The sequence below is a fragment of the Pseudomonas salicis genome, from assembly GCF_057128705.1.
In genome coordinates, this window is sequence record NZ_JBSKHU010000001.1 from 42,905 (window position 1) to 65,801 (window position 22,897).

General features: G+C 54.9%; 21 protein-coding genes and 3 pseudogenes. 6 read left to right on the forward strand and 18 right to left on the reverse strand.

Annotated features, from left to right (window positions below):
- Positions 1-116: 116 nt before the first annotated feature.
- Together ACWKWE_RS00205 and ACWKWE_RS00210 are read left to right on the forward strand one after the other, a co-directional pair.
- The gene (locus ACWKWE_RS00205; RefSeq protein ID WP_483849210.1) at positions 117-731 is read left to right on the forward strand and encodes a cysteine hydrolase family protein; all 615 of its coding nucleotides are present in this window, start codon (positions 117-119) and stop codon (positions 729-731) included.
- Positions 732-881: 150 nt separating this feature from the next.
- Positions 882-1,631 (forward strand): SDR family oxidoreductase, encoded by a 750-nt coding sequence (locus ACWKWE_RS00210; protein WP_483849211.1) that lies wholly within the window; start codon positions 882-884, stop codon positions 1,629-1,631.
- A 115-nt stretch (positions 1,632-1,746) separates the two neighbouring features.
- On the opposite strand, the gene ACWKWE_RS00215 is transcribed toward ACWKWE_RS00210, so the two are convergent.
- Complete coding sequence (locus ACWKWE_RS00215; RefSeq protein ID WP_483849212.1) at positions 1,747-1,995, reverse strand: hypothetical protein; 249 nt, start codon at positions 1,993-1,995, stop codon at positions 1,747-1,749.
- 94 nt (positions 1,996-2,089) lie between these two features.
- On the opposite strand from ACWKWE_RS00215, the gene ACWKWE_RS00220 reads away from it, so the two are divergent.
- Entirely contained in the window at positions 2,090-2,458 is a 369-nt protein-coding gene (locus ACWKWE_RS00220) for an EF-hand domain-containing protein (RefSeq protein ID WP_483849213.1), read from the forward strand.
- A gap of 71 nt (positions 2,459-2,529) precedes the next feature.
- Here the strand turns inward: ACWKWE_RS00220 and ACWKWE_RS00225 are convergent, their stop codons facing one another.
- On the reverse strand, positions 2,530-3,123 hold the full coding sequence (locus ACWKWE_RS00225; protein WP_483849214.1) for a hypothetical protein: 594 nt from the start codon (positions 3,121-3,123) through the stop codon (positions 2,530-2,532).
- A gap of 354 nt (positions 3,124-3,477) precedes the next feature.
- Here ACWKWE_RS00225 and ACWKWE_RS00230 point away from each other — a divergent pair, with 354 nt between their 5' ends.
- On the forward strand, positions 3,478-4,413 hold the full coding sequence (locus ACWKWE_RS00230; protein WP_483849215.1) for an alcohol dehydrogenase catalytic domain-containing protein: 936 nt from the start codon (positions 3,478-3,480) through the stop codon (positions 4,411-4,413).
- Between the two features lie 79 nt (positions 4,414-4,492).
- On the opposite strand, the gene ACWKWE_RS00235 is transcribed toward ACWKWE_RS00230, so the two are convergent.
- The 5 genes and pseudogenes from ACWKWE_RS00235 to ACWKWE_RS00255 form a co-directional block, all read right to left on the reverse strand.
- Complete coding sequence (locus tag ACWKWE_RS00235; RefSeq protein ID WP_483849216.1) at positions 4,493-5,458, reverse strand: AraC family transcriptional regulator; 966 nt, start codon at positions 5,456-5,458, stop codon at positions 4,493-4,495.
- A gap of 874 nt (positions 5,459-6,332) precedes the next feature.
- Positions 6,333-9,473, reverse strand: coding sequence for a CHAT domain-containing protein (locus ACWKWE_RS00240; RefSeq protein WP_483849217.1), 3,141 nt, complete (start codon positions 9,471-9,473; stop codon positions 6,333-6,335).
- 948 nt (positions 9,474-10,421) lie between these two features.
- Positions 10,422-11,851, reverse strand: a pseudogene (locus tag ACWKWE_RS00245) (IS1182 family transposase).
- 135 nt (positions 11,852-11,986) lie between these two features.
- Positions 11,987-12,216, reverse strand: a pseudogene (locus ACWKWE_RS00250) (AbrB/MazE/SpoVT family DNA-binding domain-containing protein).
- 28 nt (positions 12,217-12,244) lie between these two features.
- The gene (locus tag ACWKWE_RS00255; protein WP_483849218.1) at positions 12,245-12,439 is read right to left on the reverse strand and encodes a DUF7740 domain-containing protein; all 195 of its coding nucleotides are present in this window, start codon (positions 12,437-12,439) and stop codon (positions 12,245-12,247) included.
- A gap of 391 nt (positions 12,440-12,830) precedes the next feature.
- Here ACWKWE_RS00255 and ACWKWE_RS00260 point away from each other — a divergent pair, with 391 nt between their 5' ends.
- Complete coding sequence (locus tag ACWKWE_RS00260) at positions 12,831-13,199, forward strand: histone-like nucleoid-structuring protein, MvaT/MvaU family (protein ID WP_483849219.1); 369 nt, start codon at positions 12,831-12,833, stop codon at positions 13,197-13,199.
- Between the two features lie 760 nt (positions 13,200-13,959).
- Here ACWKWE_RS00260 and ACWKWE_RS00265 read toward each other — a convergent pair.
- The 5 genes from ACWKWE_RS00265 to ACWKWE_RS00285 all read right to left on the reverse strand — a co-directional run bounded on the left by ACWKWE_RS00265 (position 13,960) and on the right by ACWKWE_RS00285 (position 17,725).
- A complete protein-coding gene (locus ACWKWE_RS00265) occupies positions 13,960-15,060 on the reverse strand; it encodes a Fic family protein (RefSeq protein ID WP_483849220.1) in 1,101 nt (366 codons plus the stop codon).
- 186 nt (positions 15,061-15,246) lie between these two features.
- Positions 15,247-15,870: a BPSL0761 family protein gene (locus ACWKWE_RS00270; RefSeq protein ID WP_483849221.1), complete on the reverse strand. Its 624-nt coding sequence runs from the start codon at positions 15,868-15,870 to the stop codon at positions 15,247-15,249.
- Entirely contained in the window at positions 15,867-16,637 is a 771-nt protein-coding gene (locus tag ACWKWE_RS00275; RefSeq protein ID WP_483849222.1) for an SIR2 family NAD-dependent protein deacylase, read from the reverse strand. Before ACWKWE_RS00275 ends, ACWKWE_RS00270 begins: the two co-directional genes overlap by 4 nt.
- Positions 16,638-16,702: 65 nt before the next feature.
- Complete coding sequence (locus ACWKWE_RS00280) at positions 16,703-17,125, reverse strand: hypothetical protein (RefSeq protein WP_483849958.1); 423 nt, start codon at positions 17,123-17,125, stop codon at positions 16,703-16,705.
- Positions 17,126-17,272: 147 nt separating this feature from the next.
- Positions 17,273-17,725: a hypothetical protein gene (locus tag ACWKWE_RS00285; protein ID WP_483849223.1), complete on the reverse strand. Its 453-nt coding sequence runs from the start codon at positions 17,723-17,725 to the stop codon at positions 17,273-17,275.
- 145 nt (positions 17,726-17,870) lie between these two features.
- Here ACWKWE_RS00285 and ACWKWE_RS00290 point away from each other — a divergent pair, with 145 nt between their 5' ends.
- The gene (locus tag ACWKWE_RS00290; RefSeq protein ID WP_483849224.1) at positions 17,871-18,149 is read left to right on the forward strand and encodes a helix-turn-helix domain-containing protein; all 279 of its coding nucleotides are present in this window, start codon (positions 17,871-17,873) and stop codon (positions 18,147-18,149) included.
- A gap of 317 nt (positions 18,150-18,466) precedes the next feature.
- Here ACWKWE_RS00290 and ACWKWE_RS00295 read toward each other — a convergent pair.
- The 6 genes and pseudogenes from ACWKWE_RS00295 to ACWKWE_RS00320 all read right to left on the reverse strand — a co-directional run.
- Positions 18,467-18,553, reverse strand: a pseudogene (locus ACWKWE_RS00295) (response regulator); the annotation flags it as partial.
- Between the two features lie 284 nt (positions 18,554-18,837).
- Positions 18,838-20,172, reverse strand: a complete 1,335-nt coding sequence (locus ACWKWE_RS00300) for a deoxyguanosinetriphosphate triphosphohydrolase (protein WP_166595292.1) — start codon at positions 20,170-20,172, stop codon at positions 18,838-18,840.
- Positions 20,173-20,256: 84 nt separating this feature from the next.
- Complete coding sequence (locus ACWKWE_RS00305; protein WP_166595293.1) at positions 20,257-21,420, reverse strand: EAL domain-containing protein; 1,164 nt, start codon at positions 21,418-21,420, stop codon at positions 20,257-20,259.
- 120 nt (positions 21,421-21,540) lie between these two features.
- Positions 21,541-21,882 carry a hypothetical protein gene (locus tag ACWKWE_RS00310; RefSeq protein WP_166595294.1) on the reverse strand — a complete coding sequence of 114 codons (342 nt, stop codon included), beginning with the start codon at positions 21,880-21,882 and terminating at the stop codon, positions 21,541-21,543.
- Positions 21,879-22,265 carry a phage holin family protein gene (locus ACWKWE_RS00315; protein ID WP_166595295.1) on the reverse strand — a complete coding sequence of 129 codons (387 nt, stop codon included), beginning with the start codon at positions 22,263-22,265 and terminating at the stop codon, positions 21,879-21,881. Before ACWKWE_RS00315 ends, ACWKWE_RS00310 begins: the two co-directional genes overlap by 4 nt.
- 5 nt (positions 22,266-22,270) lie before the next feature.
- Positions 22,271-22,585, reverse strand: a complete 315-nt coding sequence (locus ACWKWE_RS00320; RefSeq protein ID WP_166595296.1) for an ElaB/YgaM/YqjD family protein — start codon at positions 22,583-22,585, stop codon at positions 22,271-22,273.
- Between the last annotated feature and the right edge of the window lie 312 nt (positions 22,586-22,897).

A 22,897-nucleotide genomic window follows, 5' to 3' on the forward strand; every position in this document is an offset into this window, starting at 1 on the left:
AGCTTTATATGTTGTATATGCAGCATAAGCGACTGTTCCGGAGCGTCGATGTCTCCGGAAAACCGAGCCTGTGTCGGCTCATTAAATGATGCTCTTAATGCAAAAGGTGAATTGAGATGAGTACTGAATATCCACGCGACATTTCTGCCCTGGTTATCATTGACCCCCTGAACGATTTCCTCTCGCCAGGCGGCAAGCTCCACGACGGCATCAAGGACGAAATGGAGCGCGTGAGCTTCCTTCCTAACCTGATGCGTCTGGTTGAAGGCGCACGTAAGGCTGGCCTGCAAATCATTTATGCACCGCATGGTGTGGATGAGCACAGCTTCGACGACGTCCCTTTCCTGCACTCGTACCTGCACAAAAACACCCGTGATCAGCAGTACTTCTGGAAAGGCACCTGGGGCGCAGATTTCTATGAGCCGCTCCGCCCTCAGGAAGGCGACATCATCATCAGCCAACACCGTCTGTGGAACTCTTTCCGCGGCACCGACATGCAGGAAAAACTGCAAGCCCGTGGCATCCAGAAAGTCGTTCTGTGCGGCCTGACTTCGCACAAATGCGTTGAGAGCACCGGTCGCCATGCGTTCGAAGAGGGCTACCACGTCACGTTTGTTCACGATGCCACCGCCGAATTTAACCGCGGTGAACATGCTGCTGCGCTGACCTACTCCTTCCCCCTGATCGGTCACGCCGATCTGAGCGTCGACCAGTTCCTGGCCAAGCTGTAAGCCGCGCCTGCTGTGAGTCGGTATTGAAAGACGAGGGCGCCCGTTGCAGCGGGCGCCTTTTTTCTGGCTCGACGTTTGGTCCCCGGCCGTCTTTGCCACCTCGCATCAGGCTTGTCTCGTACACCCGATCTTTTTTAGTGAGAATTTTCCATGTCCAATATCGGCATCAAAGACAAAGTCGTAGTCATCACAGGTGCAAGCAGCGGACTTGGCGAGGCCACAGCTCGCCACCTTGGCAGCATGGGCGCCAAACTCGTTTTGGCCGCACGTCGTATCGACAAGCTGGAGGCGATCATTGCAGATTTGAAAAGCCAGAATATCCAGGCAATCGCCGTAGCCACCGACGTCACCCATCGCGATGATCTCGACCTTCTGGCTGAAAAGGCGATCACCCAGTTCGGGCACATCGATGTCTGGGTTAACAACGCCGGCATCATGCCCTTGTCACCTATGAGCAAGCTGCTGGTTGACGAGTGGGACCAGATGATCGACGTCAATATCAAAGGCGTCCTCTATGGCATTGCCGCTGCACTACCGCATTTCCAGAAACGTGATTCGGGCCATTTCATCAACATTTCTTCTGTCGCTGCCCGCAAAGTCTTTGCACCTATCGGTACGGTGTACAGCGCGACCAAATTTGCAGTGAGCGCGATCTCGGAAGGCCTGCGCGCCGAGGTGGGTCCAAACATTCGTACCACCGTCATTCTGCCGGGCACTACCCGTTCGGAACTCAAGCACAACAGCACCGACCCAGAAACGGCCGCGAGCGTGCAGGAGTTCTGGAAAAACTTTGAAATTCCGGCGGAATCTGTTGCTCGTGCGATTGCCTACGCCATTGAGCAGCCGGCTGAAGTTGACATCAACGAAATCGTGCTGCGTCCCACTGCGCAAGAGTTCTGATCACCTCAGCGCTCCTCTCAACTTTGCCCCGGCGCTGTGGCAAAGGTGCACGCACACCACCTCTTTGCGTAAATACCTGGAGGTGGTGAACGCATCACTAATGTGGTGTGAAACCTCATCGGTTGCGGCGTACAGTGCTCGATCCGCAGGCTATTTTTATCTCAAGATTTCCATCACGCTGACGATTACCTGATGACTGCAATCTAATCTCAGGGAGTTCGAATATGACGATTTCAGGGATCAACTCATCCACATCCACATCCACATCCACATCCACATCCACATCCACATCCACATCCACATCCTCGTACACGGCCAATGCGGCTGCCAAAGCGGACGAGCAGGCTGCGTCGACACCGGCCAAAAGCGTACCTTCTGAGCCTCAGCCTTCAACCGTCGTTACGTTAAGTGATGGCTCAGTTTCAGAGGTGTCGACTTATTCAGGAAAGCTGAGCAGCATGCCGATGAGCGTCGCAACTGCTCCAGAGATTTTCGTTCAAGGAGACGCGGATCACGACAATGCCCTCAGCCTTGAAGAGTTTACCGAGCAACTCAAGCGGGTAGGCGTATCGTCGGACGCTGCCGCCAAGCTCTTCGACGAGATCAATACCTCGAAGAGTTCGGGCCTCTCTATTGATGAATTCGTTAAAGGCGTCGTTGCCACCAATGCGAAAGGTGACAGTGTTTTCCAGGATCTGTATTCATTCTATACGTCAGATGAAAGCGGAAAATACAGCCCAGAGGCTTTTGACTCGTTTATGGCCCAAGGTGCCACTGTAGCCAGGCAGTATTGGGGTGAGCACCCCGAGCTTCAGCAGCGTTCCTGATCGGGGCGGGAGGCAAGACATCGCCGGCATGCATTGGCGCCGCAACGCCGGCCTGTCCTTTAGCTAAGTGGTCAAGACGCGAGGAGGTCCGCAAGGCTCTTATCTTTGCCTTGTTGGTCTTGGTCGCTGTTCGACGCTGACTGCTCGCTGCTAGTGCTGCTCAATGACGAATTCGAGGTATGGGAAGTAGGTTCAGAGGTTGATGCCTCGACAATTTTTTGTTGTGCCTCTTTCTTCTCCATCTCCTCAATTTTCTTGTCGATCTTGGCTTTATCGTCAGGAGACATGGCGTTGTATTCTTCCTGGGTGATTCCCAGTTCTGCGAGCATGCCGGCCCTGATTTTTTCACGCGGGGTAAGGTGCATGAAATCCATGAACTGTTGAGATGCCGACTTCTTGCCTTGGCCAGCAGCTTCAGTCACGTCGGTTGTGTCTTGAGTGGTCGGTGCAGTGTTCTGCATAGCGACTTTCATTTTGGCGAACGCTTCGTTGACTCGCTCGTCGCTTTCGGCGCTTGCCGAGTTGTTCGCCTGATTCCGTTCAATCCCCCCAGCGCCTTGAGCCGCTGCGGCTGCAAATGCATCGGCATCCGTTTTAGGCTCAGTTTTTTCCACCTTGTGGCGAACAACATGATGGACGCTGCTGGTTCCGGTGACTCCATTCATTTCTGACCTCCAGGGCTAGTATGTTGAGTAGCATATAAAGCAAGTCGTGGGCCAGTTTTCTTCCTCAACAAATCCTGGTCCGCGCATCGGTTTTTCAGCCAAAACCAACCGGCTAGTGGGCAATGATTTGCCGCTCTGGGGAAATGTGTTGCCAGTGTCCCGAGTCGCGGAATGGCCTCGAACTATTGTACGCGGTTTGGCGAATCATGCATGATAACTATCATGCTTAATCTGTATTTAAATCCCTGAGCATCAGTCCATCCTCTTGGTCTGTGGGTTGCTAATGACCCATGCGGGGGAGGGTAGAGACCTAATGTTGTGATCGGTTTTTTGGGTAGGTGAGCTATGGAGCCAATGACACATCGCGCTTGGGTTTGGGAAGGCAGCGCCGATCCTGATGACCTGTTTTTGATCGAGCTGCCCCTCCCTTCGCTGGCGTCCGGCGATGTGCTCGTACGCAACGTGACAGTCGGTTTGAACGCTCTCGATTGGAGATCATTGGAAGGCACTTTTGCCGAGTGGCGTTTGGGGCATGTACCTGGTGTCGACGGCGCTGGCGTAGTTGTAGCTGTTGCTGAGGGTGTATCTCAGGAGTGGTTAGGGAGGCGTGTGGCCTACCATCAGAACTGGAAAAGAGCTAGTGCATTCGCCGAGTATACGGCGGTCCCCTCAAACGTCCTCATGCGAGTCCCTTCAACAGTGAGCTGGTCAGATGCGGCGAGCTTGCCGTGCGCTGCATTCAGTGCCTGGCTGGGATTCATCCAATTGCCTCTCGCCTGCAAGCGTCTATTGGTGTGCGACATTGAGGGGGCAGTCGCGCATCATCTCGTCCAGTTAGCAGAGCAAAAGAACATCTTCACCACAGTCATCAGACGCCGAATCGATACAAAGTCAGGCACACGGCTCGATGATGTAGTCGCCGGCGCACAAATGTTTAATGACCCGGAAGAGAATGCCCCAGCCTTTGACACTGTGATGGTGATAGGAGGAAATGCTCGCTCCGCGGTGGCTGAGTCGCGGGCTCTGGTCGACCGAGAAGCTATCTGGATAGACGACTGGGCAAACGTCCCGGTTTCTGATCACGACAGTTGGCGACAGATGGTGTCCGTAGGGGAGGAAGTTCTTCACAGCCTCGGCAGGGGAGAGTGGAAGAAAGACGTTGTAAAGGAGGTTCCATTCGAGCTGCTGGCTGATCGCCTAGTTGGAGTGAAAGAAGGCGTTTTTTCAGAAAGATCTGTTGCCCGGGTTACCCACACGGGAGGTCAATTTCTCTTCCTCCCGAAGCAATGAGGTGTCGATGGCGTACCCAGGTCTTTAGGTTGAATCAGGGTATTACGTCGGATGGATAAAGGAATGAGGAGGCTTCTGTTCACCGGGAAAGAACTTGCAGCTGGGCTGTATGCGCACACGGTGCGACCGGGATGGCCTTCGCGGCGAGCCGAGTCAGCCGGTGCTGAGTGGGAGTAATACCGCGAATCTGTTTAAAGGCGCGGATGAACGAGTATTCAGAACGGTAGCCCGTCTGTTGAGCAAGCTCGCTGACGGTGATGTCTGTCTGGTTGAGCAGTTGAACTGCGATGCCGATACGCCATCGTGTCAGATACAAATGCGGCGTTTCTCCGACTGTGTCATGAAACTGCTTGGCGAATAGGGAACGTGACATTCCAGCCTCATGCGCCAAGGTATCAATTGACCAGCTTGCCGCGGGGTTCTGATGGATACACGCCAATGCTCTTGCGATTTGCTGGTTCTGCAACGAAGAAAACCAGCTTGTTTCCAACGTAGGATGGGCATCAAACCATTGCCGCATGACGTACACGAACAGCGTGGAGAGCAGATGTCTTGCCACAACTTCAGTGCCAATCCTGACGTTTTCAACCTCTTCACATAGCTGCCTGAGCGTCACCGTAAAGGGGGCGCTTGCTCCGGCGGATTGTGCTTGCAGGTGCATAAGCGCTGGCAGAGATTTAACCGCCGGCGTTGTCAGATACCGAGCTATTCCGAAGGCACCGCACAGCAGCCCCGTAGCGTGTGGGTCCTTGCTATTTCTCGCTTCGGTGTTTCCGATAAATTCGGTCAAAGGGAGCGTTTTACTACCAGGAGCGCTGCGAAGGTAGTGAGGTGACCCTTGGGGGAAGACGACGAGGTCGCCAGCTTCCAAAGTGACTTCTGGTTCGCCCTCGATCTGGACGTACGCAGTGCCGTCACTGATGAAGTGAAAGTAGGCACCCTCGCTTTGTTCTAACTGAACCCCCCAATCCCCTTTCAGCTTTGAGCGTGCCAGGACAACGTCTTCGGAGACGAGGTAGTTCAGCCAATGGTCTGCGCTTTTCATATGTGATCCGGAGGCAACACTGGTTCGTTGAGGGGGCTGGTTACGAAGCCACTGGGATGGCTGAGGCTCGCAGATTTGTGGAAGGGTGCTTTTGACAATCACGCAGCAGGCAAGCGGGATGACCGATGCAGGTGAGCGCATGGGCGACACCTATGGATAGACCTTTTCCGGCAATGAAGCAACTGGATACTCAATTCCTAGGCTGGAGTATGGGATTGTTGGGAAAAATACGTAGATCCTCCAGCTGGCTTCCCCCCGGCGGGTACACCAACTTTTGCTATATGAAGAAACAGCAAAACGAGCCGGTTTGACCGCCGCGCCTGTGTGGAGAGAGATCCGAAAGGCACCTCCTTGACTGCTTCATTCCAATTCCGCTGTTTACAACAATGGGTAAAGCAAGCAGTCAGAGCCTGATCTCGTTCACCAAGCGGTACATACCTGGTAAACCCGCTACGCGGAACTCGCCCAGCGGCGGCTTCCGACCCTTTGCGGACAGTCAGATAGAAGCCCTAGCCATGTATGTATAGGCTGTGCGCTTCTGAAATGGATTTCCAAGTGAGGGTAAGTGGCTTATGGCAAGTACCCGTGAAGGCTTTTCAAAGGTGATCTACCGCTTCGCTTCGCCGGATTCTTCCAGTGAGCATCGCTAGCGCCAGGGCGATCTTTGAGCGGTTCAATTAGTCAATGATCTTTGTGGTCAAGTATTTTTCCGACGAAAATAATCGTCCGACTCACCCTCCGAACTCAGACATTGAAGACGATGGTGTCCAGGTGTTTACTGGTGGACACCATCGTCCTTGGTTAGGGTTGGGGTGAAATCGTTGTAGCTTATGATCGTTCGGCTTCCAAGTCCCAAAGCGTTATCGCCACTGGGCTACGACCAGATCTGGCAGGGATCTCCGTAGAGATTCATCGCCAAGGCTCGAGAGGGATCACCACTAATCTCCCTGTTGGCATCGTGGCAGGCCTGAATCGCGGTCTTGCCTGACTTCCAGTGCTTGAGGAACTTTGGCGCCCAGCTGGCTGCGACCATTGCTTCCATCGGCCAAGGCGAGGCGATGACTGTCGAGCACCCATTAGAAAGAAGCTCCTTTGCCAAACCACTCGTAGTGTTAGCATCCGGCACCTTATCCGAGCGGCCACCGCTGCATACAAACAACACCGCAACACGTGAGTCGCGAACAGCTGTCGCGACCACATCAGCAGGAACCTTTAGCGACCCCTCGTCATTTAAGGTATGGAAGTAATTGCCTTCGGGGGAGACCTGTCCATGTGCCGCTATAATTACTAAGTCTGAGCCCGCAAGTGTTGCGGGCGGATGGTTGCTTGTATCCAGTGCCACTCCGTATTCCTGAAACTCTCCCTCCAGATAACCGAGTAGAACGTTGAGGGTCTGGGTCGGATCACCTGCATTGGATATCCAGGCGTTCAGTCGCGGCTCGTCAGCAGGGCGACGGCTGAACGATTCTGCGAGCCAAGCCATGGAAGGTGCGGCACCAACAGGTTGAGACGCTCCGAAAAAACCATTGCTGGTCCATAGCAGATTGCTCGGCATCGAGCGTAGCTCTGACTCCATTATGACCAGGGTCGCGCTCGCCGGAAGTGTCTGCCATTTGCACTCGGCCAGGGACTGATGCATTGCATGCTCCTTTTCCCAGCTTTGCGTTCCAACGTCTTTGCAGTAGTCATAGGGGTACAACTTCGACCAGCTCTTGAAGCTGTCGTAGCTAAACTCCTTCTCTTCCACGAAAGTGAGCTGGCCTCCCTCATATCTGAGGGATAATAGCTGACCGAGGTTGTCGAACGCGGCCAGCACCAATGCTATGCCGCGTTCACTCAGATGTTCAGCTACCGCCACAATCTGCGAAAGGGACCTAAACCCGGAAGGGGGGCTTGGGTGTCGCGTCCATCCCGGAGCGGCGACGCCTCTGTCGGCTAGAAGCTCAAACGGCAGCAAGAGTTCGGCAGGCTCTATGCTATCGCGTTCAAGAGTCAGCAACGTTCTCGCGGCGACGGTCAACTGCGTTGAGTCATATGCGGCATCGTTGGCGAACTTTGCGGGTTCTACTGATGCGTACTGCGTCCAAAGGTCGCGAATAGGGTTCTCCCCATCCATTAAGGTCTGGACGAACGGCTTTGATGAGAATGTGTGACCAGCGAGTACCTTCATCGTCTGAGCTGCGCTTGCCGGGACCTCAACGTTGAAAGTCTTGGAAATCTTCATGAGCTGGCCAAGCAGAACCATGGCTTGAACACCGTCCTGGCCGCGATCAAGCGCCTCTTGACCAGCTTCGGCGGTACGTAGGAGCAGATCCGGGATCTCGCCAGCTCGGGCTGGAAGGTCGCGGAGAACCATTTCAAGTTCGATAGTCAGTCTGATATGAAGCTGCTCATGTCGATGCTTGTCATAGCTTCCGCGGGCCTGCAGGGCCTTGTTGGATATCTCCAGAGCTTCCAAGGCATGGTCGAGCAATCCAGACTCCCTAAGCAGCCGTACCCAAAGATTGATCTCATTGAAGCTAGTCGACGGTGTCTGCCCCAGATTGGGACCCGCAATAGCACACGCAAAAGCAACCAAACTGGTGCGCCGGTCCTGAAGGCGGCTGTAGACATCGGCCATGCTGAACCACGCGGCCTGGGCCCGAGATCGTGAATCACCGCATTGAGAAAGCTGCTCTTCGCAAAGGTCTCTGGCCTGCTGCGGGTACCCAGCGTTACCTAGTCGTGTCATTGCTACCCGGAACAACACAGTAGTGAAATCAGGCGAAGATGTATGAGGCGCAATGCCGCATCCAAGAAGTAGCCAGTGCTTCAAGATCTCTACGTCCTGACGTGACTCAAGTGCAACTGCCCCCGAGCTCATCATCTCGCAGATGGTTGCCATACAGACGTTTGGGTCGATTGAGATCAGCTCGCGTGGAAGTGTAGTTTTGCCGGGGATGCATGGCTCACGATCCTTAAGCCATTGCGTGCAAATTTCCGGGATTCTGCTCTCTAATAGAGCTTTCATCGAACTAGACGCCGGAGATATGTCTGGTCCGAGGATAAGTCCTCCTTCTTCGATAAGATCGAAGACAACTTTCAAGAGGAGCGGAATTCCCGTGTCGCCACTACGATCTACCGACAGCAACTCTATCAGGCGCTGTCGAACGAAGCCATGCTGCGGTCGGACAGCTAAGTACCCAACGATCTCCTTGATGATTCTCGCAACCTTGTCCTCAACCAACGAGAAGTCAATTAAGCCTCTTCTCAGCAGAAATGCGTCGAGAACGGCCAACAATTCCCTGACTTCTTCCTCCTTTTCCGATCCGGCGAGTAAGTGTGCGACATTGATCGCAGCGACCACCTCATGTCTTGCAATCAAGTATCGAAGAATAGCTAGTGGCACTAGCTTGCCAGATGAACGCTCAGCCAGTATCACCATTTCTTTAGTATCAAGCGAATCGGAATCGGCCAGCAACTGCAGTTGATAGAGATACTCGCGCGAGCTCATGAAATCGGGGTGAAGCAGACCTGCCGCTTCAGCGAAACGTTCGTCGGCTAATGCCCGCTCCAAGGCCAAGTTCCGAACACCACTATCGGAAGCGTGTTCAGTGATCATGCGCAACTCGAATTGTGCCCGCAGATTTGCATCGCCAATTCGTTCGGCGATGCGGGAAGCAATATAGAGAGAGCTCAACATGAGTTCATCATGGACAATTCTGTCTAGCAAATCCATAGCGTCAGCGTCAGCTCCAGCGTCCGCACAAACATGAGCCATCCGTAGCAGTACTTCTGGTTCGGGATCAGCCGGGAGTATCAGCTTTTTGAACTCGTCATAGGCGTGATCCGCCAAACCAGCGCTATGAAGCATTTGAATGGCTACAGCCCTAGTATCCGCCTCATCACCAAGCTCCAGGCCACGGAGATGCGCGAGGGCTGCCCCTACCTCCCCATTTGCCAGCATCTGATCGCACAAATTAAGACCCTGCTGGATCCTCGATTCCCAATTGGAATAGCCATTATCCTGACTCATAGTTACTCTCCAGAACCTTCATCCTTGCAGCTTGAGCGTACGGGCAAAATGCCCAACATGTAATTCAATTGTTCGCTGATGTTTCTGCCGATGCACTTGAGCTGAAGAGGCGTCGCTCACATTATTTTGCTTAAATCAGGCCGGCACCTACTATTCTCCCGTAGCTTCGGCATCTGGTTAAAAGACGCGATCACTATTGTCTTTAATTACGGGGCGGAAGGTGAGTTCGCAGGCAGTTGCCTATGAAATCTCTACTTCGCCCCCTGCATCAATAAGTCGGAGATGGAGAGGTATGCGTGAGCTTCGGCTGCGGAGGGGTTACATAGGTAGGCTTTCGTGCCATGGTCAGTACATTTCTTGGTGGCGGTTGGCTATTATCACAGGCTTCGATCCTCTAATCACCTGCTTGAGGGTTACCCAGCGGCTGGGCGCAGGATCAGTTGGGTCTTCAACCCCCCCCGTGGCGCTTGGCTTGTAAACCTTTTTTCACTGTAATCCACAGTGTTTTCAGCGAAAACAGTGGTTTACAAGCTGCTATAAAGGGCTGCCACGTGGGCTGTCTTACCCCTCTGGTTCTCGCGAAGGTTGGTTGGCACCCAAGAAGCGTGGTTATCTCACCGACATCAAGATCCGGTCCGCGGATGCGGAGCGACGCTTTGGAACATGTCACTGGCCCCATGACTTATTGCCTTCATTATGAGGGTACAACGATAGCAGCCTTCTGGAATGGCTCAGCATCCGGTTTTGGGCTGGCATGATCTGGAGTCTATTACGCGAGTGGCCGCTTCTGGCCCAGAGTGTGTAAAAACAGCCCTGAACATTGTCGGCGCGAAGCGCCGGCTGTTGTTGCTCGCTATCCGCCGTCTGCAAGGCCATGGCTTGCCCAGCGAAAGCTGTGGCCATCAAAACAGCCTCAACGGCCACGGTGCGGGTAACAGCACGATCCTCTCAGACCACCATCGCCTTCATCAGACCTTGAGTGCCCAGGATCTTCAGCACCCGTTTCAGGTTATAGGCGAGCACATTCAGGCTCATTTCGGCGTCCACCCCAGCAAGCCTCCGAGTCAGGAAGTGCGCCGGTCCCATCCACTGTTTGAGCGTCCCGAAGGGATGCTCAACGGTGCGTTAACGGATACCCATCATCTGCGGCGCTTCATTGAGCCGGGCCTGCATTTTTTCCAGTACCTCTTCATGTTCCCAGCGCCTTAACTGCCTTTCCCGTGCCGGTGTGCATTGTGATTTCAGTGCGCAGCCTTCGCAGTTATGGGTCCAATAACGGCGTAGCGTCATGCCTTTTTCAACGTAGGAATAGTGATAGATCAGCGTCTCCCCGGCAGGGCATGTGTACTCGTCCTTCAACCCGTCATAGACAAATTTGTCATTGTTGAAACGCCCGTCAGCCTTAGCTCCGGAGGTCATCGCTTTGGGCACATACGCCGTGATACGGCTTGGTGACACGCCAGGATTTCTTCACTCTTGAAGTACCCCTTGTCGGCCACCACCGATATCGACTCAAGCTTCATCGCCTCTCGGGCCTGTTCAGCCATCGAACTGAGTTGGTATCGGTCGTGGCCTTCATTAGTGACCTCGTGCGCCACGATCAAATGGTGTTTGGTATCAACCGCTGTCTGTACGTTGTAGCCCACGATCCCCTTGCCGCCCGACAACATCGAGCGCGCGTCCGGGTCGGTCAGTGAGACCTGTTTGTCTGGCGATGCCTCAAGTGTTACTTCAATTGCCTGAAGCTCTTTCATCTGCTCCTTGAGCTAGGCGATTTTTTCTTGCAGGCCGCCACCCGTGGGGCCTGAAGGCTTGGATTCGTCTCGATCAGCCGCATCAAGAGCTGCCATGTAACGCGCGATACTCGCTTCGATTTCCTCCATCCGCCGTTTCAGTTTGGCGCTGGTGAAGTTGGGGTCCCGGTGGTTGAGCGCCTTGAACTTGCTGCCATCGATAGCAACCAGATGATCGCTGAAAAGCCCCAGTTGCTGGCACAGCACGACGAACTGACGACACACGCCTCGAATGGCCTTGCTGTTGTTTTTGCGGAAGTTGGCGATGGTCTTGAAATCCGGCATCAGACGCCCCGTCAGCCACATCAGCTCGACATTGCGCTGCGTTTCGCGCTCAAGGCGCCGGCTCGAATGGATGCGGTTGAGATAACCGTAAATGTAGATTTTCAGCATGACGGCAGGGTGATAGCCGGGCCGACCGGTTTCAGCCGGTTCGGCGCTTTCGAAACTCAAGGTGATCAGGTCAAGCTCGTCAACGAAGACATCAACAACGCGCACCGGGTTGGTATCGCTGACGTAATCGTCCAGGCTCTCGGGGAGTAAGGTACTTTGACTTCGATGTTCACCTTGAATGAAGCGCTTCATGGGCAGCCCTTGCGATGAAATCCTGGGGAATCATAGCAAGGGATTGATTCGAGGTTTTGACACACTCTGGGCCGAAAGTTGCCGCCCACAATGACATCAGTTTTCGCTCTCTCGATAGTTATTTGGGGAGAAGGCTCAGTCTAGTTTTGAGGGTTTGCTGTCCCAGGCCTCCACCAACTCATCAATCCTATCGGGCATCTTGGGATTGTCGAAAGAACTATGCACCGCGTCTCGCCTATGAAATCTTCGAGCAGATGCAGTGAGTCGCCGACATCAAGCCCCAACTCTAGAAGGGCTTCGTCGGGGATCCGAATCGCGCCATCACCATCCCGATCCTCAATAACCACCTTGAATGAGTTGTTGATTCCCTGCCTGCCTCACGACCAGAAAATTTTAATAATCAAGATTCTGAGCGATTAACCCCACCACTTGAAGCGGGCTTTTGCTCTGAATCACTTTATAGACTGCATCCCGCTTGCTACGAGGGAGCTTCTTCACCACGCTCTTCGCCGCTGCGCGAACGCCTTCGTCAGTGCCATGAATGCGTGCAGCAAGTAGCAAGATGAGAACTGCGTCTGTAAGGTTCATGGAAACGCCTGATGGAATCGGAAGGTGATTGTAAACGACCTCCGGTGACGACACGAAATTCCTGCGTTGAGGCGGGTAGAACACGAAAGGGCTTAGGAATGGGCTTCAGACAGAGGGACATTGGTTAGCCTGGTCTTGCTAGCATCGAATCGGTGTAGTGACGGCTGTGGTAAGTCGGACTGTCGAGCTGCAGGTTCTGACCGGACAGTCAGTGACGAACGGCTTGGTGGATCGTGTCCCTCGACGCCGAAGGTGAAGAACTGTAGGTCCTTTTGAGTTTTGCTGGCAGACTCGCATTGGTCGGACGATAAATCTTTTCTTATACCTTGAATGACTCCGTACCTAGCATCAACTAACATCACTGACATTATCTAAGCACTTGGAGCTTTACATGTCGCGTCTCGCAGAATTCCGCAAGCTCGAGCAACAACTCGCCGCTCAAATGGCTGAGCTTGAAACGCTGAAAAATGACAATGGCCTGAAAAAGGAAATCGAGTTTGAAGCCAAACTGCGCGATTTGCTTGGCGAGTACGGCTGCAGCCTGAAGGATGTGATCAACATTCTTGATCCGCATGCTGCCACTCGCAAAGGAGCTTCAGTTGTGGTTGAGAAAGTGGCTCGGCGAGCACGTACCGTCAAGGTTTACAAGAACCCGCATAATGGCGAAATCGTCGAAACGAAGGGTGGGAATCACAAGACTCTAAAGGCTTGGAAAGCTGAGCACGGTAGCGATGAAGTCGAGTCCTGGCTCGCCCGGTGATTGACAATCTTGACGTAGAAAGCCGCCCTATTGGGTGGCTTTTTTGTTTAAGCCGCGTGCTCGGCTTTGGCCACAATAGGGATGGGGTTTTAGATCTGAAGTGAGGGCTACTGCTACGAGGGAAAAGCCTCTCTGCGTTCGGGTACTAACAGCGTGATCACTTTCTCAGCCTTGCTGGTCAAGCCGAATGTATCGATCGGTCAAATTGTAAGTGAATGGGTGTGCACGCTGGTGCATTCAAGCAGCGTGCGCGATCAGCGCAGGTACTACTTCCTCAGAAACCTCTCATTCAGCCGCCTGACCCCGTAGTAACGTTTTCCGTCTTTTCTCATGCACCAGGGATTGAAGAATTCACGCAGGTGAGGAGGTTCTGCATCAGGGTCTTTTACGAGCCGCTGGCGTACGGCCTTGCGGTAGCGTCTGTGCCAGACTTGTTTGTCGAAATGCTCGCTAACTGCGGTAGTGATACCGCAGACAGGTGTTTTGCGTCGGCTTCTGCTCATGATAGGGCCAAGGCTAATGAAGCGCGTAATTACGTGCTTGCCCTAAACTGCAGAGCCCTTCAGGCTATCAAACCGATAGAGAGTCGAACAGCTCACCTGCTGATGTCGCAAGAATATGACCTGGGGAATGGATAGTAATTAATCGATGCGCAGGCCGCCTTTGCGGCTTGCTTGAGGTCAGAGCAAGTCAGGAAATAGCGTCATAATGGCGTGCCCAGGAAGCCTCATCGACACCTGCATCTCTTCACCTAAGGCGATTATCCCTCGCTTGCCATTTGGTCGAGTAGATCACGCGTTGTGGATTCGCGCAGACCTAGCCAAGCTTGGATTTTTGAAGGTTGCATCGGGCCGAGTTCAAGCAAGCCGCGGTAGAGGTGAAGGGCTTCAATACGTAGTCTCGGCAGTTCTTTTCCGCTTGCCGTTGGTCCCGTTGTGTGAGGACGCGTCTGAAAGTAATGATCGATACGGCGGTTAAGCGTGCGAGGGTCCAAAAGCGCGCTGACAAATCGCACCTGTTCGAGCGCCGTCGTTATGAAGTACTCGGTAAATTTGAGCAATCCTTTGTCGGAGAGCGCGCCACGGCCGTCCAGATCGCCTTTACGGATATGGTCGGCAGCGTGCAGGGCTGTGTAGTAGGAGTCTGTACCTCGACCGAATCCGCGATTCGCTGACCACAATCCATAACCCTTCAAGCCGCCCGCCCTAAGATATTCATCGGTGAATAGGCGGCTTGTCCTACCGTTTCCATCAAGGAAGGGGTGCAGCCAGAGGAGACGATGGTGAGCACCTGCAGCTGCCAATAGGGGCGCCAGCCCGTGTAGTCGGTTGATTTGGTAAGCCTTTTCGAACCACTTAAGGTGAGATCGGATCTCTTCGGCGGGCGGCGGAATGTGATGGCCCACCCTTACGCCTTGAGCTCGGAATTCGCCTGGTGCAAGTGAGACAGCGTTGCCGCCAGTCCCGATCTTGATACGCAAGTGCTTTTTGGGAAGCCCGCTGTATAGCTCACGATGCAGGCGTGCGATCGAATCGCTCGTACTTATTGTGGCTGGATCGATCGGATCGATGGACAGACGAATTTGAGCTGCAATGTGATGTTTGATCTCCAGTAAATCCGGCGTTGCCCCATCACCTGATGGATTCATCTGAGCCAGCAGAATGTCGGTGGGCGACGCGGAGTTCCCCTCGATCTTGTTGCTGTAATATGAGTTTACCAAGCGTTGCAGATGGATCATCGGGCTGCGCAGCGATGCCTGAATATTCGCATGCAGTGAAGCATCGAGCTGGATGAGTTCGAGAGCTGCGTCTTTGAGGTCGCCTGGAGCTCTATCTTGGGTGATGTAGGGTGTTAATCCCATTTGTCGTCGACGTACCTGAAATGAACCTAGTGCTGTTTGGAATTACTGCATTATTCGCGAGTAATCATGTGCTCGGGATGGTCATTGCTCGGTGTGGATCGGTGGACCTTGATCCTATCGTCAGGCATTGGATTCTTCCTTTCGGGATGTCCCGGAGCTGCTTGTGCATCGTAAGCGAAAAAATTCTCAGAAGATTCCGTGTTCGAGACGGGTTAGAACGTTCATGACCAAAGCGAGCTCGTAGGCGTTTTGCATCAGAGTGCAGGGAGAGCGTCCATTTAGGCTTTGGATGCGACTCACAAACCAATTGCTTGCTCTTGTTGGAGACTCCAGCACCAACGCGGCGCGTGAAAGAACCTGTGCTCGTGATGATGCGAAGTAGCGATAATCAATACTCAAGCAACCCATCCCCGAGGGTACGAACAGCCCCGATACTTGGACCCTTGAAACCAACTGTTTGCCCTTTGTGCGAGGGATGGGTTGCGGTGGAGGAGGGGCAGCCAAAGCGGGTGGATCATTAGGCTGAGGCGCATCTCGATCCGCAGAATCGCAAAAAAAAGGATCGAGAAGAGGCCAAGTCGCAAGTGCTGGATGCAGGGTGCTGGGACTGCCTGAAAGCTTCGAAATTTCGGCCTGCCTGATCGCCTCGCATCGTCCGGCCAGCCTTACAGCTTCTGCGGTAGGGTAGTGGCGGAGTAGCTGCTTAGCTTCCTCTCGGATGGTGTTGGGCAGAGATTTATCCTGGGAGAGCCTCGCTAGGAATGCGCTTGTTTCAATCACGCTGCGGGTTCGCTCGCGGACAGTGGTCATGCGTGCTCCTCGTTTGGTATGAGGGCACAGAGCTTCGGAACTACCTCGGTCGCTTTCCCAATGAGCATCAACTCATTCTGCACTCCAGTGCTGACATCTGCAGTGTTGATATGAATCACGGTCGCGCCAGAAGAGAGTGCGAGCCTAGGAATATCAGCTGCGGGGGTGACAATCCCAGATGTGCCGACGGAAATCAGAACGTCACAGTTCTTCACCAATGCGATAGCCGATTTCCAGACGTCCGACGGTAAGTCTTCTCCGTACCAAACTACGCCGGGCCGAAGTTTTCCTCTGCACCTAACACATCGTGGTGGTTCGATCAGTGCTCCCTCGGCAGGAAACGTCGTCTGAGGTGGAGGAGTGTCTGATGGTCGGTGGCAGGCAAAGCACTTAGGAGTAGACAGGCTGCCATGGAGATGCAATACGCCCCTGGATCCAGCTCTCTCATGCAAGTCATCAACGTTTTGGGTTATTACTGAGATCCTGCGCCCCGTAGCTGCGAATTGGCTCAATGCAAGATGGGCAGCGTTGGGTCTCGCCATCGCGGCCTGATGACGACGCCAGAGGTACCATCCCCAAATCAACGAAGGATTTTCGCGAAAAGCCTTAGCCGTTTCCAATGTCTGCGGATCCTCCTGGGCCCAGATACCTGTCAGCGGCTCACCATAGGTGGGGATGCCGCTTTCAACCGAAATTCCCGCCCCCGTAAAGATTGCAATCTCGCGAGCTTTCGTCATAGCGCTCGCCGCATATTCGATGCCTACCATTAAAAAGGGCCTCAGGTTTTTGACAGTTAGGATGTCGTCCGAAATTGCTTTTCACAGGTGATCCACTATGTAAAAGCTGATGAGGTCTTTAGGTAGAGCGGGGAATACATCTGATGGCCGGATGACTCGTTGGCTCGCTCCGAAATGCGCGGCCGAAGATCTTCTAGGCGTTTTTTTGAGAACCATACCCGGGATGTTTTCTTCTTACGAAGGTCCAGCTCTCCTATCTTGTAGAACCCCTGAGACGTTCGATACAGCACAGCACTCTCTTGCGGCTCCACGCCTTGGAAGCAGGTGATTTGCACCAATTTCTCCAAGCTCCAGTGACCTGATCGTGATAGCGCCGGCGGACATAGCATTTGTACCTCACTGATCTCAACGTCCGTAGCGATGGTCAGGTAGTGCTGAAGTTCGTAAGCGCAACTGACCATAGCTGCACGATCGCGCGTCCCAGTGCGGGCACAGGTGATGGTTAGGAGAAAACTTATCCCCTCCAATTCACAGTGTGTTCTGGCGAAGACTGTCCGCCCAGCGGGGTCGAGTACGTATATCAATTGCTAAACCATCCTCATTTCAGTCGGTGCATTGGGCTGTGGTGTCTGAAATGCGCATTCAAAGACCTTCATGAAAATGTCCTAGCGCGCTGGAGCAGCAAGAGATTTTTTTCGTGATTTGTATATCGTTTTGAGCGCTCCTCCGCCTTTACCGTAAACCCGCTCTTCTCGATAGCAGTCATTTGGAGTGTGGTAGGCGATTTCAGTCGCCTGCTCATGCTGATCGAGACTCGCCTCGAGCTTGACGAGCGTCTCTGTGCGCCAAAGCTTGCTGTGGTTGGCATGTGGTGGGGTGGTCAACAAGATTTGCTCAATCCGTATTTCTTCACTTTTTTCAACGATCTCTAGGAAATCGAGCAAGGCGCGCGGCGTTGCAAGTAGCACGACACCGGAAGTGATGTTTTTTGCATTGCGGGCTTTTGTGTGTACCTGAAAAAACGTTTCACTGGTGTCGACACGAGGCCAGCTTTTGTAGTTAGGATCGACCTTGCCTTCTAGGGTGATGAATTCTTCATTAGGGTCTGAAACAAACACGGTTTTAGCTCTCAACTTAAACGGCAGGCGAAGATGTGGCGTTGTGACTGATATAGCGCAGACCGGAATTTTGTCACATATGCTGCATGCAGCATAGTGTTGAAAGCCCTATCAAGGCTTCATCGTTCCTTTTGCGGATAGGCAAATGGAACGGAAATTGGCGTTTGGGGCTGCGCTACGGGAAGTACGATCACGCAAAGAGATCGCGCAAGAGCAGCTCGGCGCGAGTCAGTCATTCGTTTCCACTGTAGAGCGCGGAATTCGCAGTCCAACAATCGAGAAAATGGAAGAGTTCGCAGAGCGCCTCGGGGTGAACCCTGCAACTTTGATTGTCTTGATGCAGATCGGTCTCAACGGCGATGAAGACGCCCTTCTCAGGACGGTACGGGACGAAATCAAAGCCTTGAAGAGACCCTCGCCTTGAGGTGCGCGAGGCTTTAGACGAAGGCTTGGGGACGCCCACCTTAAACAGGCCCATAGCCCTATAAGACGCCGCTATCGGTCCGATGCGTTCTCTTTTTAATGCCGGCGCTCTGATTAACAAACCATTCGCATGGATATAGGAACATTGAGATTTGGTTGAGAGGCCGAGCTGAATAGGATCTCGTGTGCTTGTCGTGTCTAGCCAGAGGTGGTGTCGAAAGCTAGTGATCGACGGTTAGGAGGGGGCAAGTCCGACTGACGAATCCGTCGCTCGTACAAATTCTAATGTCATGAGAACAAAATCTATTGGCGAATGACGCCGTGGTTGTTGAGCAGGATCTGCAGCGCGATGAGCTGAAACGGATGATCCTCTACCAGCAAAATGCGAAGGGTGTGTCTGGACATCGTGGGTACCTGGCAGAGCGAGGGGGTTCGCATCGATGCGCAGCCTTGGCGCAGTAGATGGGAACACACAGGATTGAGGCGCTTTTGGCGGGCGAATAAGCGGCGCCGCCAGCGTTTGAGGGCTGCCGGATTATTCGGCAGCGGTCTGAGGGCTGCGATAGGGTATTTCCTGATCGCGTGTAGGACGTTTCCGAAGATTCTGTTTTCTTTTCTCTTGAGCACGCAAAGAAAAGCCCGAACTCCAATAGGATTTCGGGCTGTGAACGCAGCGTCCGGTCCTGGGATCAGTGGATCGGGTTCGAGCGCCCGGTCATTTCCCTCGCCATCTCGCTGGCGTAGCTGTCAGTCATGCCGGCGATGAAGTCGATGACCCTTAGGAACGAGGTGTGTAGCGACCAGTCGGGATCAGGCGCGTTGTTGCCCAGCAGGTCGAGGATGCGGCGGCTCTTGAATGACGGCGTGTGGCCACCGAACTGTTCCAGCGCAGCGCCGCAAAAAGCGTTCAGCAGGATTTCCAGCGTGGTGTAGGCGCCGATTTCGTGGAGGGTTTTGCGTTTGTCCTGAAAGATCTTCTTGCGGGCCATGTCCTTGGCGCTGAGGACGCAGCGTTTGGCCGGGCCGTGCATGTGCTCGACCAGATCGCCTTGCAAGGTGCCTGCAAGCAGGGCGTCCTGCTGTTCGACGAAGGCACGGGCTGCGGCGTTGGTCAGGTGCTCGATCGCCTTGCCGCGCAGGATCGCCAGTTTGCGTCGGCGCGAGTCGTTGGGCCCCAGTTGGCGGTACGTCTCCGGCAGGTCATCACCCACCAGCCCCAACAGCAGGGACTCGACTTCCGGGTAGCTCAGCAGCTCCATCTCAAGGCCGTCTTCAAGGTCGATGAGTGCGTAGCAGATGTCGTCGGCCGCCTCCATCAGGTACACCAGCGGGTGCCGCGCCCAGCGTTGTTCTTCCAGTTGCGGCAGTCCGAGCTTATGGGCGATCTGTTCGAGGATCGGCAGTTCGCTCTGGTAACAACCGAATTTGTGTTTTTTGTAGCCCAGCGAGTCGGCGTGACGGGCGGTCCACGGGTATTTGAGGTACGTGCCGAGGGTGGCGTACGTCAGCCGGGTGCCGCCTTCAAACTGGTGGTATTCCAGTTGCGTCAACACGCGAAAGCCCTGAGCGTTGCCCTCGAAATTGAGGAAGTCATTGCGCTCGACGTCGGTCATCGCGTCAAGCCAGCCGCGGCCCGCTGCCTGTTTGAACCAGTTGCGGATGGCGTCTTCGCCGGAGTGGCCGAACGGCGGGTTGCCGATGTCGTGGGCCAGACAGGCCGATTGCACGACCATGCCCAGGTCGCTTGGCTCGCACCAGTCGGGCAGGGCGCCGCGCAGGGTTTCACCGACACGCATGCCCAGTGACCTCCCCACGCAGCTGACTTCCAGCGAATGGGTCAGGCGTGTGTGGATATGGTCGTTGCTGGTCACCGGGTGGACTTGGGTCTTGCGTCCCAGCCGCCGGAACGCCCCGGAAAAAATGATGCGGTCATGGTCCTTGTGGAACGGGCTTCGCCCCAGTTCCTCGGGGCTGTGCAGGGTCTTGCCAAGGCGCTCGCGGGTGAGCAGGGTCTGCCAATCCAAGGCCGGTACTCCATCGAGTGATTACCGGGCTAGCTTCCCGGTTCGTCTGTCGGGCTGCAAGCAGAACATCAAGGAGCCGATGAATCAAAAGCCGGCGGCGTCGACGTCAATCAGCAGCAAGCGCTGGCCGTTATTGAAGAACTGCCCGGCGGTCAGGCAATACTGGTTGCTCGTCGCGTCGCGGTAGGTGTTGGAGAGGGTCAGACGACGCTCGTGCCAGCCCTCGGCGAGCAGGTGATAGAAGTATGGCCGCCACGACCAGTTATGCCCCATGTAGCGGGTGTCGGCGACCCATGCGCCTTGGCGCCATTCGAGGTTGGGGGTGAGTTGCGTGCCGTGTCGGTCGCATTGATAAAACCGCAGCAGCCAAGGGTATTCCTGCACGTCCGGCAGATGGCCCAGCGGCTCGTCGCCCTCGGCCCAGGCCTGCAAGCGCTGCATGAGCTGGCTGAGCTGTTTGCGCAGATTCATCCAGCGTTCGCGGTCCACCACCTTTTGCATGACGTAGCGGTCGCGCAATTCGGCGAAGCGCTCCACAAAGGCGTCGGCGGCGAAGAAGTTTTCTTCGGCCTGTGCGAACAGGAAGCCTTGGACGTAGCGGGAGCCGCATTCCAGCGCGAAATGCAGTTCGGCTTCGGTTTCCACGCCTTCGGCGATGATCCAGCAACCGGTCTTTTCAGCCATCTGCGCCAGGGCCTTGACCACGTCGCTGCTGGGGCCACCACGGGCCGCCGCCTGAAACAGACGCATGTCGAGTTTGAGGATGTCAGGTTGCAAGGCCAGCACCCGGTCCAACTGCGAATAGCCCGCGCCAAAGTCATCAATGGCGATGCGCGCGCCCGCTTCCCGGTAGCGCGCGACCACCTCGCTCAAGCGCTGGCTGTCGCCGCCCAACTCGGTGATCTCGAAGACGATGCGTTGCGCGGGGATACCGTGTTGCTGCAATTGTTTGAGGCTCGGCAGCGGCTGGCCGGGGCGCAGGCGGCTGATCCAGCGTGGGGAAATGTTGATGCTCAGAAACCAGTCATTCGGGACTTCATGCAACCGCCCCAGCGCGTTGTCGCGTATCAATCGGTCCAGTCGGCGGAGCTCGGCCGCAGGCCTTCTCGGGTCGGCGAACAACGGGCCCACGGACTGCAGGCGCCCGTCAGATTGACGCAGACGTCCCAGTGCTTCGATTCCTGCAATACGGCCGGTGGCGGTATCGATGAACGGCTGAAAACACGCTAGCGGTTGCCCATCGATCACAGGGTGTCCTCAATGATTATTGGCTTTATGGTCGGGCGTAGGCGCACCTTCGCCCCGTGAAAAAACATGGGGCAAAAGCGCAGACAAGATTTGTTGCAAGAATGCAGCCAAATGGCCAGCTCAGGGACGACGCCCCGAGGTTTGAAGGATGAGACGAATGATCGGCATCAGACTGGCGCTGAGTTTGATCAACCGCGTGACACTGCCAGTGCGTTTGCTGCGCGCGCCTTTGCCGGTCAGGAAGCCCAGCAGCGAAACGATGCCGACGCCCCACAGCGGCGCGTGTTTGATGCCCAGGGAACCGGGCAAGTCATGGGCCATGCCGCGCATGCGGTGGAGGGGGCGTAGCAACTGCGCGGACTCGTGGCGGATTTCCTGGCGATGCATTTCCATGCGCAGGCGGATCAGGGCTTTGCGCAGTTCCCGACGGTTATGAGTCTGGGGCGAATCGGGATGGCTCATGGCATCAGTCGCTCGCGGTCATTGGCCAGTTCTTCCAGGGTCGAATGGAAGGGCGAGGATTCATCGAAGATTGCGGACCGCAGACGCATCGCGCAGAACAGCGCAGCCAGCGTATAGAAGACGCACAGTCCGATGATGCCGCTGAGTCGATAGCTGTCCCACACCAGAATCAGCAGCAACGCCGAGAGCCCGATGAGCAACAACAGCGCGAACACCAGCGCCAGACCCGCGAACAGCAGAAGGCTCACGGTGCGCGCTTTCTGCTCCTGCAATTCAATGCCGAACAGCTCGACGTGGCTGTGCAGCAAGCCGAGAAAGGCCGCGCCCAGTCGACGAGGCGAAGACGTGTTATCGGTCTCGGATGGACCTGTTCCTAGGGTCATATCAGTCAGCGCCTTGTAGCCAGCAGACCCAGCAAGAAGCCGACGCCAGCGGCAATGCCCACGGATTGCCATGGATTGGCTTGCACGTATTCTTCGGTGGCGACTACGGCTTCCTGGCTGCGGTTGCGCAGCGCTTCTTCCGCCAGCGCCAAGGTTTCGCGGGCACGTACGAGGCTGTCGTTGATCTGATCACGCAAGACGTCAGCCTGCTCACCGGCCAACGACGCGGTGTGCGCCAGCAGCTTTTCGGTGTCGGCCACCAATGTCTGGAAATCTGCCATCAAAATGTCCTGGGCTTTCTCTGCGGTCGGGCGAGCCATGGGTGTTCTCCGTAGGGGTGGCAATATTGGCTTTCGAGTATGGCCTATTCGCGAAGGTTCATTCCAATTGCCCTGCATTGCGATCTGTTTGGCTGGTACAGGTTTTGCTTTGTGTTGGTGCGCCAGGGAGGCGGCGCGCTCCATCGCGGAGCGCAGGAGTCGGTGAATGCGCCGACACGTTGATTCAAAACCATAAAACCGAGAAAAACCCTTAAGCGTTCAATTTTTCCGTCGATAAGCGTGCGCCAAACCGGTTCGCGCAGCGGTGCGCGTGCGCCAGATTGGTGCTGTTTGCCGAGTGCGATAGAAACG